12 protein-coding genes are annotated in these 14,538 nt (G+C 65.3%); 5 read left to right on the forward strand and 7 right to left on the reverse strand.

Features of this window, described 5'->3' with window-relative positions; translation table 11 throughout:
• Nucleotides 1–111: 111 nt before the first annotated feature.
• On the forward strand, nt 112–4,983 hold the full coding sequence (locus AC3FLX_RS20505; protein ID WP_488699135.1) for an NAD-glutamate dehydrogenase: 4,872 nt from the start codon (nt 112–114) through the stop codon (nt 4,981–4,983).
• 139 nt (nt 4,984–5,122) lie between these two features.
• Here the strand turns inward: AC3FLX_RS20505 and AC3FLX_RS20510 are convergent, their stop codons facing one another.
• The 3 genes from AC3FLX_RS20510 to AC3FLX_RS20520 form a co-directional block, all read right to left on the reverse strand.
• Nucleotides 5,123–5,512, reverse strand: a complete 390-nt coding sequence (locus tag AC3FLX_RS20510; protein WP_488699136.1) for a hypothetical protein — start codon at nt 5,510–5,512, stop codon at nt 5,123–5,125.
• 81 nt (nt 5,513–5,593) lie between these two features.
• Nucleotides 5,594–5,830 carry a hypothetical protein gene (locus tag AC3FLX_RS20515; protein WP_488699137.1) on the reverse strand — a complete coding sequence of 79 codons (237 nt, stop codon included), beginning with the start codon at nt 5,828–5,830 and terminating at the stop codon, nt 5,594–5,596.
• A 139-nt stretch (nt 5,831–5,969) separates the two neighbouring features.
• Nucleotides 5,970–6,371: a hypothetical protein gene (locus tag AC3FLX_RS20520; protein WP_488699138.1), complete on the reverse strand. Its 402-nt coding sequence runs from the start codon at nt 6,369–6,371 to the stop codon at nt 5,970–5,972.
• A gap of 260 nt (nt 6,372–6,631) precedes the next feature.
• On the opposite strand from AC3FLX_RS20520, the gene AC3FLX_RS20525 reads away from it, so the two are divergent.
• Nucleotides 6,632–6,892 (forward strand): hypothetical protein, encoded by a 261-nt coding sequence (locus AC3FLX_RS20525; protein WP_488699139.1) that lies wholly within the window; start codon nt 6,632–6,634, stop codon nt 6,890–6,892.
• A gap of 27 nt (nt 6,893–6,919) precedes the next feature.
• On the opposite strand, the gene eno is transcribed toward AC3FLX_RS20525, so the two are convergent.
• On the reverse strand, nt 6,920–8,197 hold the full coding sequence (gene eno / locus AC3FLX_RS20530) for a phosphopyruvate hydratase (RefSeq protein ID WP_488699140.1): 1,278 nt from the start codon (nt 8,195–8,197) through the stop codon (nt 6,920–6,922).
• A 118-nt stretch (nt 8,198–8,315) separates the two neighbouring features.
• Here eno and AC3FLX_RS20535 point away from each other — a divergent pair, with 118 nt between their 5' ends.
• On the forward strand, nt 8,316–9,167 hold the full coding sequence (locus AC3FLX_RS20535) for a LysR substrate-binding domain-containing protein (RefSeq protein ID WP_488699187.1): 852 nt from the start codon (nt 8,316–8,318) through the stop codon (nt 9,165–9,167).
• A gap of 75 nt (nt 9,168–9,242) precedes the next feature.
• Here AC3FLX_RS20535 and AC3FLX_RS20540 read toward each other — a convergent pair whose 3' ends face one another.
• The 3 genes from AC3FLX_RS20540 to AC3FLX_RS20550 form a co-directional block, all read right to left on the reverse strand.
• Nucleotides 9,243–9,671 carry a TOBE domain-containing protein gene (locus AC3FLX_RS20540; RefSeq protein ID WP_488699141.1) on the reverse strand — a complete coding sequence of 143 codons (429 nt, stop codon included), beginning with the start codon at nt 9,669–9,671 and terminating at the stop codon, nt 9,243–9,245.
• A gap of 120 nt (nt 9,672–9,791) precedes the next feature.
• On the reverse strand, nt 9,792–11,246 hold the full coding sequence (locus AC3FLX_RS20545; protein WP_488699142.1) for a sensor histidine kinase: 1,455 nt from the start codon (nt 11,244–11,246) through the stop codon (nt 9,792–9,794).
• Nucleotides 11,243–11,986, reverse strand: coding sequence for a response regulator transcription factor (locus AC3FLX_RS20550; protein ID WP_488699143.1), 744 nt, complete (start codon nt 11,984–11,986; stop codon nt 11,243–11,245). Before AC3FLX_RS20550 ends, AC3FLX_RS20545 begins: the two co-directional genes overlap by 4 nt.
• A 168-nt stretch (nt 11,987–12,154) precedes the next feature.
• On the opposite strand from AC3FLX_RS20550, the gene msrB reads away from it, so the two are divergent.
• Both msrB and AC3FLX_RS20560 read left to right on the forward strand, forming a co-directional pair.
• Complete coding sequence (gene msrB, locus AC3FLX_RS20555) at nt 12,155–12,673, forward strand: peptide-methionine (R)-S-oxide reductase MsrB (RefSeq protein ID WP_488699144.1); 519 nt, start codon at nt 12,155–12,157, stop codon at nt 12,671–12,673.
• A 36-nt stretch (nt 12,674–12,709) separates the two neighbouring features.
• Nucleotides 12,710–14,536 (forward strand): cytochrome c biogenesis protein DipZ, encoded by a 1,827-nt coding sequence (locus tag AC3FLX_RS20560; protein ID WP_488699145.1) that lies wholly within the window; start codon nt 12,710–12,712, stop codon nt 14,534–14,536.
• Nucleotides 14,537–14,538 lie beyond the last annotated feature (2 nt).

The raw sequence follows: 14,538 nt of genomic DNA on the forward strand, positions 1-14,538 counted from the left end.
CCGGTATCACCGTGACGCCCCGCCCTGCGGGGCGTCGGCGTTTTGTCGCCCCGGCCGTGCAAATCTTTCCTACAGTGTGAGGATGCACCGGCACACCACCGAGGAGACGCCATGCCCCCGGAAAACGAAGAAAAGGTTGCGCAACTGCTGGAGGATCTGGTCGCATTCGCGCGCGAGCGCCTGCCCGCGGCCACCTTTGCCATCGTTGAACCGCTGTTCCGGCACTACTACGACCTTGCCGATACGGAAGACCTGCTGGCGCGCGACGTGGCAGACCTGTACGGCGCCGTGATGGCGCACTGGCAGACCGCGCAGAAATTCGTTCCCGGCTCCGCGCGACTGCGCGTGTACAACCCGAACCTCGAAGAACACGGCTGGTACTCCGACCACACGATCGTCGAGATCGTGAACGACGACATGCCGTTCCTGGTCGATTCCGTGGCGATGGAAATCAACCGCCTCGGCCTGACGCTGCATTCGGCGATCCATCCCGTGTTCCGCGTGTGCCGCGACGCGCGCGGCGGCATCGAAAGCATCGGCCTGGGCGGCAGCGAGGACAGCACCGAAAGCTGCCGGCTCGAATCGTTCATCCATTTCGAAGTGGACCGCACCGGCGAGGCCGCGCGGCTCGACGCGCTGCGGATGGGCATCGCCGCATCGCTGGGCGACGTGCGCGCCGCGGTGGAAGACTGGCCGCGCATGCGGCAGATCGCGCAGGAAACCGTGGCCGGCATGGCCCACGCAAGCGACGCCGGCACACCCGAGTCGACGGAGGCGCGCGCCTTCCTGGAATGGATGCTGGACGACCATTTCACGTTCCTGGGCCAGCGCGACTATGAACTGGTGTCGCGCGACGGGCAGTTCTTTCTGCGCGGCGTGTCGGGCTCCGGCAGCGGCATTCTGCGCGAGGCACTGCGCGACCCCGGCACCGACGATCTCACACCGCTGCCATCCGCGGCGCGCGCCATCGTCGAAGGCGCTTCGCCGATTTTCATCACCAAGGCCAATTCGCGCTCCACGGTGCACCGGCCCGGCTATCTCGACTACGTTGGCGTGAAACTGCTCGACAGCAACGGCAAGCTGTTCGGCGAGCGTCGCTTCGTGGGCCTGTACACGTCCACCGCTTATATGGTGAGCACCAGCGAGATCCCGCTGATCCGGCGCAAGTGCGCCAATATCCTGACGCGAGCGGGCTTTCTGACAAAGGGCCACCTGTACAAGTCACTGGTCACGATCCTTGAGCAGTATCCGCGCGATGAACTGTTCCAGGCCGACGAAGACGAGCTGGCCGAGATCACGCTAGGTATCCTGCGCCTGCAGGAACATCAGCGCACGCGGCTGTTCGTGCGGCGCGACCGCTTCGACCGCTTTATCTCGTGCCTGGTGTTCGTGCCGCGCGACAAGTACAACACCGATCTGCGCCAGCGCATCCAGAAACTGCTGGTGCAATCGTTCAACGGTACGAGCTGCGAATTCTCGCCGCAGCTTTCGGAATCGCCACTGGCGCGCATCCAGCTGACCGTGCGCGGCCAGCCCGGCACGATGCCCGAGGTCGATACGCGCGAACTCGAAGAGAAGATCGTTCAGGCCACGCGCCGCTGGCAGGACGACCTCGCACAGGCGCTGCACGACAGCCGGGGCGAAGAGCAAGGCAACCGCCTGCTGCGGCGCTACGGCGACTCCTTCCCCGCCGGCTTCCGCGAGGACTATGCGGCCCGCACCGCCGTGCGCGATATCGAACTGATGGAACACGCGCGCGCGCATCCAAGCAAGCTGGCGATGAATCTGTACCGCCCCATCGAGGCGCTGCCGGGCGCATTCCGCTTCAAGGTCTATCGCGCGGGCGAACCCATCGCGCTGTCTTCGAGCCTGCCGATGCTGGAGCATCTGGGCGTCCGGGTGGACGAAGAGCGGCCCTACCTGATCGAGCCCGACGGTTGCGAGCCAGTCTGGATCCACGACTTCGGACTCGAGATCGCCGCCGACCCAGACGGCAAGCAGGTGGACGTGGATATCGAGAAAATCAAGCCGCTGTTCGAAGACGCCTTTGCGCGGGCCTGGAACGGCGAGATCGAGAACGACGACTTCAACCGGCTGGTGCTGCGCGCGGGCCTGGCTGCGCGCGACGTGACGATCCTGCGCGCCTATGCCAAGTATCTGCGCCAGGTGGGTTCCACGTTCAGCAATGCCTATATCGAACGCGCGCTGACGGCCAACCCCAATATCGCGGCGATGCTGGTGTCGCTGTTCCTTGCGCGCTTCGACCCGGCAACGGCCACGCCGGGCGCGACGGAAGACGCGCGCAGCCAGAAGTGGCTCAGCGACATCGACGCCGCGCTCGACCAGGTGCCGAACCTGGACGAAGACCGCATCCTGCGACTGTTCCTGAACGTCATCAACGCCACGGTCCGCACCAACTACTTCCATCGTGGCGCGGACGGCCAGTCACGGCCATTCGTATCGTTCAAGTTCAATCCCGCGCTGGTGCAGGGCCTGCCTGAGCCGCGTCCGATGTTCGAAATCTGGGTCTATTCGCCGCGCGTGGAAGGCGTGCACCTGCGTGGCGGCCGCGTGGCACGCGGTGGCCTGCGCTGGTCCGATCGCCGCGAAGACTTCCGCACCGAGGTACTGGGCCTGATGAAGGCGCAGATGGTCAAGAACACCGTCATCGTGCCCGTCGGTTCCAAGGGCGGTTTCGTCGTCAAGCGCCCGCCTCCCGCCACCGACCGCGATGCGTTCCTGGCCGAGGGTGTGGCGTGCTACCAGACCTTTCTGCGCGGCCTGCTGGACCTGACGGACAACCTGGTGTCCGGCGAACTGGTGCCGCCGCCCGACGTGGTACGGCGCGACGACAACGACCCGTATCTGGTGGTGGCCGCCGACAAAGGCACGGCCACGTTCTCCGACTACGCCAATGCGATCTCCGCCGAGTACGGCTTCTGGCTCGACGATGCCTTTGCATCGGGTGGCTCGGTCGGTTACGACCACAAGAAGATGGGGATTACGGCGCGCGGCGCATGGGAAAGCGTCAAACGCCACTTCCGCGAAATGGGCATCGACATCCAGAGCACGCCCTTCACCGTGGTGGGCGTCGGCGACATGTCGGGCGACGTATTTGGCAATGGCATGTTGCTGTCGCCGCATATCAAACTGCTGGCGGCGTTCGACCACCGCCACATCTTCCTTGACCCCGACCCCGATTGCGCCAGGAGTCTCGCCGAACGGCAGCGCCTGTTCGACCTGCCCCGCTCCAGCTGGGCCGACTACAACACCGCGCTGATTTCAGCGGGCGGCGGCATATTCCCGCGCACGGCCAAGACCATCCCGCTATCTCCGCAGGTGCAGGCCGCGCTGAATATCCAGGCCTCGACGCTGTCGCCGAACGAGTTGATGCACGCGATCCTGACCGCGCCGGTGGATCTGCTCTACAACGGCGGCATCGGCACCTACGTCAAGGCCAGTAGTGAGACACACCTGCAGGCCGGGGATCGCTCCAACGACGCCATCCGCGTGAACGGCAACGAGTTGCGCTGCAAGGTCGTAGGGGAAGGCGGCAACCTGGGCTTCACCCAGTTGGGCCGCATCGAATTCGCGCGCAACGGCGGCCGCATCAATACCGATGCCATCGACAATTCGGCCGGCGTCGACTGCTCCGACCACGAGGTCAACATCAAGATCCTGCTTGGCCTGGTGGTGGCCGATGGCGAGATGACGGAGAAGCAGCGCAACAAACTGCTGGCCGAGATGACCGACGAAGTGGGCCTGCTGGTATTGGAGGACAACTACTACCAGACCCAGGCACTGTCCGTGGCCGGACGCGAGGCGCCGGCGCTGATCGATGGCGAGGGCCGCCTGATCCGCTGGCTGGAGCGTGCGGGCCGCCTCAACCGCCCGCTCGAATTCCTGCCTGCCGAGGAGGACATCGCCGAACGCAAATCGCTGGGCCAGGGCCTGACCTCGCCCGAGCGCGCGGTACTGCTGGCCTATAGCAAGATGTGGCTCTACGACGAACTGCTGGCCTCCGACGTACCGGAAGACGCGCTCGTGGCGAACCTGCTGGTCGACTATTTCCCCAAGCCGCTGCAACAGCAGCACGCGGCGGCCATGCAACGGCATCCGCTGCGGCGCGAGATTCTGGCCACGCACCTGACCAATATGCTGGTGAATCGCATCGGCGCGACGTTCGTGCACCGGCTGATGGAAGAAACCGATGCCCGGCCGGCGGATATCGTGCGCGCGTGCCTGTTGGCGCGCGATGTCTTCGGACTGACCGCGCTATGGGAACGCATCGATGCGCTCGACAATCGCGTGGACGATGCCGTTCAGGCGCGCATGTTCGGCGCGCTGGGTCGCCTGCTCGAACGTGCAACGCTTTGGTTCGTGCGCTACCTGCGCGGCGGCGGCACCGTGGAGGCGGGTGCAAACCGTTTCATGGAAGCCGCGCAATGGCTGGCCCCGCAACTGGCGGCGCTGCTGCCGCCAGAGACCTCGCAGACGATGGCCGACGCGGCCCTGTCGCTCACCGAAGCGGGCGTCGACGACGACCTTGCGCTGCGCGTGGCAGCCAGCGACAACGCCGCGGCCGCGCTCGACATTGCCGAGGTGGCCGCATCGTGCAAGCGCAGCCTCAGTGCCGTGGCGGCGGTCTACTTTGCGCTCGACACCGAGCTGAACTTTGGATGGCTGCGCGAGCGCGCGCTGTCTCTGCCGGCCGATACACACTGGGATCTGCTTGCCCGCACAACCACCCTGGAAGACCTGGGCCGGCTCAAGCGCGCGCTGACCACGAGCGTGCTGGCACAGTCGCAGGACAGCGACGATGCCCAGGCGCTGATCGAATCCTGGCGAGGCAGCCGGCAAACAGCACTGGCCCGCTATGCGCAGATGCTGGCCGACCAGCGTGCCTCGGGTGTGTCGGGTGCGGCAGCGCTGTCGATGCTGTCGGTGACGGTCAGGGAGATCGGGCTGCTAGAACGGGCGTGATCCGCGCGGCCACGCAAAGACGCGCTTGATGCCACCGATGCGCGCGAGGGATGTCGTGCCGAGGTACGACATCACGCGACTATCAACGCGGCTAACGGGTGACTCGTGGAGTCGAACCCGTTGACGCCATGCGTGCGTTTCAGTCTTCGTCGATGACGTCGTCGTCGTCGATGTCGCGCAGCGGTGGCGCGTCGTCGCCGTCGTCCATCAGATCGTCATTGGCACCTTCGCCGCGCGCGCGGAATTCCAGCCCCAGGCGCAGAAACAGATCGAACGCATCGGCCAGCAGATGCTTCTGGCGCGGCAGCAGGCTGGCATATGGCATGTCGTAGATCGACTGGTGCGTGCCGCGTGCGCCTTTGAGTCCGCGATCACGTGCGATGTCAGACAGCAGCGCGGCAAAGCCCGAAAGATCCTGAGCGGCCAACGCGGTGTTGAGCACGCGGGCAATGACCTGAGGGGATGCGCCCGCCCAGCCAATGACTTCTGCATTAGAGGCGGAATCGTGGGAGATGTCGCTAATGTCCATGATGTCTTAACGGTACGAGACCGCGCAGCCTTGAGGTGACATCGCTATCGCCATCGGCGTCGCCCCTGTTGCGCAAGAAAGTCAGTGCCGTTTTCCACGGTGAGGCGCCGGCTTGGCGGGACGCACTTCGGCGGGCGCGGCGGCCGCGTGCGTGACCTGGCGGTATTGCAGCGCGCCGTCCCGCCCCTTGCGGGCCTCCAGGTGATTGCGCGCGCCACACATCGGGCAGCGAAAAAGCGGGCCCTGCCCCTCGTTCCTGATCTCCACCTCGTCGAGCGACCAATGGGCACCGCAAGGCTGGTTCTGGCAGACAAACATCATGGACTCCAAATGAAGCGAGTCATCGTATCACGCAGGCATGGCCTGTCACACCGCACGCGGCAATGAATCACGCCCCACGTCGGCGGGATGGCGTGGCGCCATCAGGTGCGCAGTCCTGCTCTTGGCGTGCGCAACACTAGCCGTTGTTCTGCACCCAGTGGCGCGCCCACGCACCCGCGGCGAGCCTTGCCTCCGCCGCGCTAAGGAAGGTCGATGGCGGTCCGCCTGCCTCCTGCACGACTGCACCGGCTTCCCAGATATCGCACCACGCGCGATATCGCTCGGGACCCAGCGCCTGCCAGAACAGGTGCACAACAAACCCGCGGTACTCGAACATGTCCGACCCGCCATCGGTCTCGTGCGATGCCGCCACGGAACGCATCGGCCTGACATCGTCATCCGGCTCCGTATCGGCCTGGCCGGCCATCTGCTGTCGTCGCGCACGCTGGCTGCCCAGCAGCGCACATAATCCGGCCGTGATGGCACCGGTCAGCATTCCGGCCGCAAACCAGCATGCCTTGCTTTCTCGTTCCACCATGCCTCACCTCCCGCTTCGAGACGTCTCTCCGATGTCGAGATGCGTCGGAAGATCGGAGGTTCCTGCACTTCAGGTTATACCAATCTGGCTGCATACCGGATTTCGGCGGGCCGCCTTGCCACCGAAGCCAGACTTTTCAGATGTGATCGGGGCAGCGATTTTGAGAATCCGATACGTGCACGGCCGCGGCAAGGCCGCTATACTACTGTATGTTTATACAGTATTCAGCCCGCCCGCCCCGCCTCTTCCGATTGCTCACCATGCCTGCCTACCAAGCCGCCTCGATTCTGCTGGAAGCCCACTACTTCGGCGACGACGCCGAATTGCTGCACCTGCCCTGCGACAGCGTCACGGTGCACGGCGGCGCCATCGTCGTCGATGGCCTGGAGACAAGGTATCTGCGCAATCTGCGCTGGACCCCGGACTATCTGTCGTTCGAGGCAGGCGGTGACCGTCATCGCTATCCGGTCAGCCGCCCGGCCGTCGTGGGTCCGCAGGCGGCGCGTTTTGCGCTGCTCTAGCGGGATGCTCGATGCTCGCCGGCCTGTTCAGCGACGCAGGGCCGCGCCGCCCGCATAGACCGCGCTGGCGCCCAGCATGCGCTCGATACGCAGCAACCGGTTGTACTTGGCCGTACGATCCGCGCGCGATAGCGAACCGGTCTTGATCTGCCCGCAGCGTGTCGCCACGGCCAGGTCGGCAATCGTGACATCCTCGGTCTCACCCGAGCGGTGCGACATCACGGCGGCATAGCCATGCCCACGCGCCACGCTCACGGTCTCCAGCATCTCGCTGAGCGTGCCGATCTGGTTGGCCTTGACCAGGATGGCATTGGCCATGCCTCGATCCACGCCCTCGCGCAACAGCACGGGATGGGTACAGAACACATCGTCGCCAACCAGTTGGCAACGTTTGCCCAGGCGCTGCGTCAGCAGTTGCCAGCCTGCCACGTCATCTTCGGCCATGCCGTCCTCGATCGATACGATCGGGTAGCGCGCGACCAGGCCAGTCAGATAGTCGACCTGTTCCGCACGCGAGCGTGTGACGCCCTCCCCCGCGTATCGATATGCTCCGTCGACGTATAGCTCGCTCGCCGCCGGGTCCAGCGCGAGCGCAATGTCTTCGCCCGCACGATAGCCAGCGCGGCCGATTGCGTCGACCAGGAAATCCAGTGCCGCCTCCGCGGTGCGCAACGCTGGCGCGAACCCACCCTCGTCCCCCACGTTGGTGTTGTGGCCCGCCGCCTTGAGCAAGCCACGCAGCGTATGAAAGACCTCGGCGCTGGCGCGCACCGCCTCGGCGAATGTAGGTGCCCCAACGGGGGCAATCATGAACTCCTGGAAATCGAGCGCATTGTCGGCATGGGCGCCACCGTTGATCACATTGATCAGCGGCAACGGCAGCAGCGTGGCCCGTTCACCGCCAAGGCTGGCAAACAGCGGCTGGCGCTTTGATGCGGCGGCGGCCCGCGCGACAGCCAGCGACACCCCGAGCAGCGCGTTGGCGCCCAACCGGCTTTTGTCCGCCGTGCCATCGAGGTCGATCATGAGCGTGTCGACCTGCGCCTGATCATGGGCATCGCGGCCCATCAGCGCTTCGTGCAACGTCGTATTGACGGCCTGCACGGCACGCGACACTCCCTTACCAAGAAAGCGTTGTGGATCGCCATCGCGCAACTCCAGCGCTTCACGCGCGCCGGTCGACGCACCGGACGGCACGATGGCACGCCCGCTTGCGCCATCGTCCAGCATCACTTCCACCTCGACAGTCGGGTTGCCCCGGCTGTCCAGAACCTCCAGCCCCGATACCTCCACGATACGTGCCATGCCAACTCCCTCTGTGAGAAAAATAACGATGAGGCGATCGTAGAAGGCTTCCTCTGCACCGAATATCGAGTTATTTTCCAGACTTCGTCAGCTTTTCTCACAAAGACAGATCATGCCGATGCGCAGCCTGCCGCCGATGTCCACGCTCCGTGCGTTCGAAGCGACCGCTCGCACGGGTTCGGTCACGCGCGCCGCCGAGGAACTGTTCCGCACCCACGGCGCCGTCAGCCGACAGCTACGCCAGTTGCAGGAGCACGCCGGCGTTGAATTGTTCGAGCGCGATGGCACCGGCGTGCGACTCAACGAACACGGCCGCGCCTTTTACGATGTAGTGCGCGCCGTATTCGACCAACTCGAACAAGGCTACGGCCGCGTACTGGACCAGGCTCGCGGTCCCACGCTGCATGTGGCGTGCAGCGCCACGTTCGCCATGCGCTGGCTGGTGCCGGAACTGGTGGATTTCTATCGCGTGCGGCCCGACATCCGCATTCGCCTGTCGATGACCTCGGCGCGCGAGATGCGCACCGAAGGTGCCGACTTGGTGATTGCCTGGGACCTGTCGTCCTATCCCGCCACGGATCGTCAGCGCGCGATACCGCTGGCGCCGGTCATGTTCGGGCCTGTCTGCACACCGGCGAATGCAAGGAAGTTGGCCAAGGGCCAGCGGATCACGCACGACTTCACATCGAGCGCCTGGGACCAGTGGGAAGCCAAGACCGGTCACCGTATTGCACCCAACACCGGACTGACATTCCCCCACACACATCTATGCATCCAGGCGGCGCTGGCGGGGCTGGGGGTGGCACTGATCGAGCAGCGGTTGATTCGCGCCGAACTTGAGGCAGGCACCCTGGTGGCGCCTTACGGGTTCACCGGTTTCGATGGGGGCCTGATGGCGGTGCCGGCGGAGCGGCAGATACATGCCGACGTCGCGGCATTCGTTGAATGGTTGCGCGAGCGATTGCGCTAAGCGGCGCCCCAAGTGGCGCGCCGCGTGGTGCGGCACCCCTCTCCCGCCCGCGGAAGAGGGGAAGCCCAGCGCTCGTCAGGCGTCCACGCCAACGATCACGCTCGATGCCTTGAACATCGCCGCGGCAGCCTTGCCCACGGCCAGACCCAGGCGATCGACGCTGTTGTTCGTGATGATGGCCGACACTGCCAGGCCGCTGGCATCGGTGATCGTCAGATCGGCGTTCACAGCGCCTTTGGTCAGCTCGGTAACCTTGCCCTGCACTACGTTGCGCGCGGATACCTTGCTGGCATCGGCATCGACCATCACGATGACCGACGTCGCCTTGACCAGCGCAACGGCCTTCTTACCCAGCGTCAGACCCAGGCGCGTCGCGCTGTCATGGGTCACCGTGGCCACGATCTGCTGGCCGCCGGCCAGCTTGATGACGATCTCGTCATTGACGGCGCCAGTCGTGGCCTGGATGACTTCACCCTGGAACTGGTTGCGAGCGCTGGTTTGCATGATCTTTCCTTTCTGTGGAAATTCGATTCAATGGAACGACGATCGGTCAGTGTGCCCGATAACGACATCGCCGAAAAGTACGCCGCCGCTATGGCACGCATCACGGGCCACGGATGGTCGCTAGCGCCCCGCCGCGCGCAGCGCAAACGTCAGCGTGGTGCCACCCTGCCGGTCCACGAGCTTCACCTGACTGCCATTGAGCTGCAGCATGCGCTGCACGATCAGCAGGCCCAGGCCGCCCCCTCGATGCGCACCGCCCGACGGAAACGGCCGCTGGAAGATCGATTCCCGCAGCGCCGGCGGAATGCCCGGCCCCGTGTCGCTGACTGTCACCGCCACCTTGCCATCCTGGCTGGCCAGGTCGATTTCGACCGTGCCACCGGCCGGTGTGTGGCGGATCGCATTGTCCAGCAGGTTCGTCAACACCCTTTCGATCATGCCAAGGTCAGCCGATACGGCCGGCAGCGCCGGTGGCACACCCGCGCGCAGCTGCAGGTGCTTGGCTTCGGCAGGCAGGGCAAATTTCTCAAGCACGTCCTGCGTCAGATCCACCATTGAAAATTCTTCCGGCACGGCCTGCACCATGCCGTGCTCCAGCCGCGCCAGTTCGAACAGCGCCTGCGCCAGTCCGCCTACCTTGGCACTCTGTGCCAGCGCAATCGCCAGGTAGCGCTGGCGCTCTTCCGCGCTCAGGCTATCGGCCTTGACCGACAGCGTTTCCAGATACCCATGCAGCGATGTCAGCGGCGTGCGCAAGTCGTGCGAGATATTGGCCACCATCTCGCGCCGCTCCTGGTCCTGCTGCTTGAGCGCGCGCCATTGGCTGTCGATCCGGTCGGACATCTGCCGGAATGCCGATTGCAGTGCCGCCATCTCGTCGCGCGTCTCGTCGCGCGACGCTGGTTCCGCCGGCAGCGACCGCTCGCCGGCCGCACCCCCTGACTCGAACTGCCGGATCTCGTTGGTCAGCCGGCGCAGCGGCCGCGTGATCAGCGCAAACGCCACCAGGCCGGCGATCAATCCCAGCGAAGCCACCAATGCCATCGACCACAACGTGGTGCGCATGACCGAGTCCTGCGACGCCTGCGCGGCCAGCCTGTCATGTGTTTCACCCATCAGCACCACGTAGATGTAGCCCCCCTGGCGAAGCGGCGCGGCGCTGAACACCTTGCGCCCCGATGCGCTGCGCGGGTCGTCGCCCAGTATCGGCAGCGCGCCGCCATCGATCAGCTTCTTTACCGGCGTCAGGTCGACGTGATCGCGGATCAGGTGACCGCTCGGCGCATCGTGGCCACGGATGTGCCCCTGGTCGTCGAGCAGGTAGACCTCGACGCTTGGATTCACCACCATCAGCTGGCCGAACAGTTGGCGCAGCGCCTGCGGCGCAATGGCGCTCTGGTCCTCCAGCAGCGCATTGCGCGCGATGTAGGCGGCCAGACCGCGCGAAAGGCTCTGAACCACCTCTTTCTCGTGCATCGCGTTGGCGCGCACCTGCAACCACGCCGACGCCCCGCAGCACGCGAGCAGGAGCGCCGCAAAAACGGCGGACAGGCGCTGGGTCAGCGACAGGTTCACGATGCCGCCCCCTCGTCGCCCTGCATCGCCGCGGCAGGGTCCGCCACGAAACGGTAGCCGCGCCGCCAGACGGTCAGGATGCGCAACGGCCGCGCCGGATCGGCCTCGATCTTGGTGCGCAACCGGTTGATATGCGTGTTCACCGTGTGCTCGTAGCCTTCATGCTGATAGCCCCAGACCGCGTTGAGCAGGTCCATGCGCGAGAACACCTTGTCCGGATGCCGCGCGAAGAAATACAGCAGATCGAATTCCCGCGGCGTGAGATCGAGCCGCTTGCCATCGACGGAGGCCTGGCGCGCGAGCGGATCGATAGCCAGGCCCGCCAGTTCCAGGCTGCCCGCATCGGCACGCACATCGCGCGCCATCGCCTCCACGCGGCGCAGCAGCGCCTTGACGCGCGCCACCAGCTCCAGCACCGAAAACGGCTTGGCCAGGTAATCGTCGGCGCCAAGTTCCAGGCCCAGGATGCGGTGCACTTCGCTGGACCGCGCGCTGGTGATGATGATCGGCGTGTAGCGCGTCATGGCACGTGCCCGGCGGCAGATCTCCAGGCCATCGACGCCCGGCAGCATCAGATCCAGCACCAGGGCATCCCAGCCGCCCTGCTCCAGCAGGCGCAGCCCTTCCGCGCCATCCGCGCTGTGCACGACCTCATAGCGTTCGTCGCGCAGATGCATGGCCAACACATTGGCGATGCCAGCATCGTCTTCAACCAGCAGGATCCGTTTGGGTTGTTCCATGTTGCACCGGGATGTCAGGGCCTGACGGGAATCAGGAATCGGGAATGTGTCGCTATTGTGCAGAATTCCGCCCGGCCAGTTATCACGAATTGTTTAAGGTTCGGCGAAGACTCCGATACGCCCCGTTGCCTACCATCCGATCAACCCATGTTGAGCACGGAGTCCATCATGCGCATCACCCGACGCTTTCTGCTGTCCGGCGGCACGCTGACCGCGGCGGTAGCCGCCGTTGGCGGCTGGCGGTTACTGTCCGGCCCGGCTGCCGCCGGCACCGGTTCGCAAGCCCCGGCCACGTTCGAGGTCACGATGAGCGACGCCGAATGGTGTAAGAAGCTGACGGCCGCCCAGTACAACGTGCTGCGCCAGGAAGGCACCGAACGGCCATACAGCAGTCCGCTCAACGACGAGCATCGCCACGGCATCTTTTCCTGCGCCGGCTGCCAGCTCGATCTGTTTGCGTCGAATACCAAGTTCGACAGCCGCACCGGCTGGCCCAGCTTCTGGGCACCGCTGGCCAACGCGGTGGGTACCACCCAGGACGTGTCGTTCGGGATGATCCGCACCGCCGTCCATTGCCATCGCTGCGGTGGCCACCTGGGTCATGTGTTCGACGACGGCCCCAAACCCACCGGCCTGCGCTACTGCATGAACGGCGTGGCCATGAACTTCCGGCCAACGCCGGCCTGAGCCACCCCAAGACCCGTTGCCATCGAGCCCAATGCCATGCTGCTGCTGATTCTTGCCTATCTGGGCGGGGTCCTGACGATCCTGAGCCCCTGCATCCTGCCGGTACTGCCCTTTGTCTTTGCGCGTGCCGATCAGCCTTTCGTGCGTAGCGGCCTGCCGCTGCTGGCCGGCATGGGCATCACGTTCGCGGGCGTTGCCACGCTTGCCGCCGTGGGTGGCGGCTGGGTGGCGCAGGCCAATGAGTTCGGCCGCTGGCTCGCCATCGGCCTGCTGGCCGTCTTTGGCCTGACACTGCTGTTGCCGGGCCTGGCCGAACGGCTGACCCAGCCGCTGGTCAACGTGGGCAGCCGCCTGACCAACTTCGCGCACGCCGACGGACGGCCAGCCAGCCCCACCTCATCGTTCCTGCTCGGCATTGCCACGGGTCTGCTCTGGGCGCCGTGCGCGGGGCCGATCCTGGGCCTGGTGTTGACGGGCGCCGCGCTGCAGGGCGCCAGCATCGGCACCACGCTGCTGCTGTTGGCCTATGCGGCCGGCGCGGCGACATCGCTCGCCGTGGCGCTGCTGATCGGCGGACGCGTGTTTACCGCAATGAAGCGATCGCTCGGTGCCGGCGAGTGGGTTCGACGCGGCATCGGCGCGGCCATGCTGCTGGGTGTGGGCGCCATTGCGCTTGGCCTCGATACCGGCATCCTCACGCGGATTTCCACGGTTGCCACTGGCGGCCTGGAACAGCGGCTGATCGACACGTTTGCAAGCCACAAGACAAATGGCAACGCCGACAAAGGCGGCGCCATGATGATGCAAGCCCAGAATTCGATGGCAATGAGCGCCAGGCCCGAGGCGGGTGGATCGATGATGATGCGCGCGGCCAACCCGGTGTCACAGCTTCCGGTGGAGGGCGCCTTCCCTGGCCTGAACGGCGCGGTGGCGTGGCTCAATTCGCCTCCGCTCACCGCGGAAGCGCTGCGCGGCAAGGTGGTGCTCGTCGACTTCTGGACGTACTCGTGCATCAACTGCCTGCGCTCCCTGCCCTACGTGAAAGCCTGGGCCGAGAAGTATCGTGATCAGGGGCTGGTGGTCATCGGCGTGCACGCGCCCGAATTCGCCTTCGAGCGCAACATCGACAACGTGCGTAAGGCCGCCAAGGATCTGGGCGTGGAATACCCGATCGCCATCGACAACAACTACGCCATCTGGCGCGCGTTCAACAATAACTACTGGCCTGCCCACTATTTCATTGATGCGCAGGGGCGCGTGCGATTCCACCATTTTGGTGAGGGCGAGTACGACAAATCCGAAGCGGTAATCCGCGAACTGCTGGCCGAAGCGGGCCACGGCGACATGGACAAGACGGTCAAGGCATCGACCGGAACTGTGCAAGGCGTGGAAATGGCGGCCGATGCTGAAGCGGTGCGGTCGCCGGAGACGTACGTCGGCTATGCCCGCGCCGAGAATTTCGTCTCGCCGGGCGGCGCACGGCAGGACGCCGCAAAGGACTACAGCACACCCGCGCAACCGAGGTTGAACCAGTGGGGCCTGGCCGGCCAATGGAAAATCGGCGAGGAACAAGCCACGCTGGTGCAGCCGGACGGCCGCATCGTCTATCGCTTTCACGCGCGTGACCTGCACCTGGTACTGGGTCCGGGCAGCGACGGCAAGCCGGTCCGGTTCCGCGTGACGATCGACGGACAGGCGCCAGGCGCATCGCATGGCACCGATGTCGCGGCCGACGGCAGCGGCACCGTTGTCGACCAGCGCCTCTACCAACTGGTGCGGCAGGACGGCGATATCCGCGACCGCACCTTCGCCATCGAATTTCTCGATCCCGGCGTGCAGGCCTACGCCTTCACGTTTGGCTGATC

Source organism: Cupriavidus sp. 291-E7 (genome assembly GCF_057798835.1).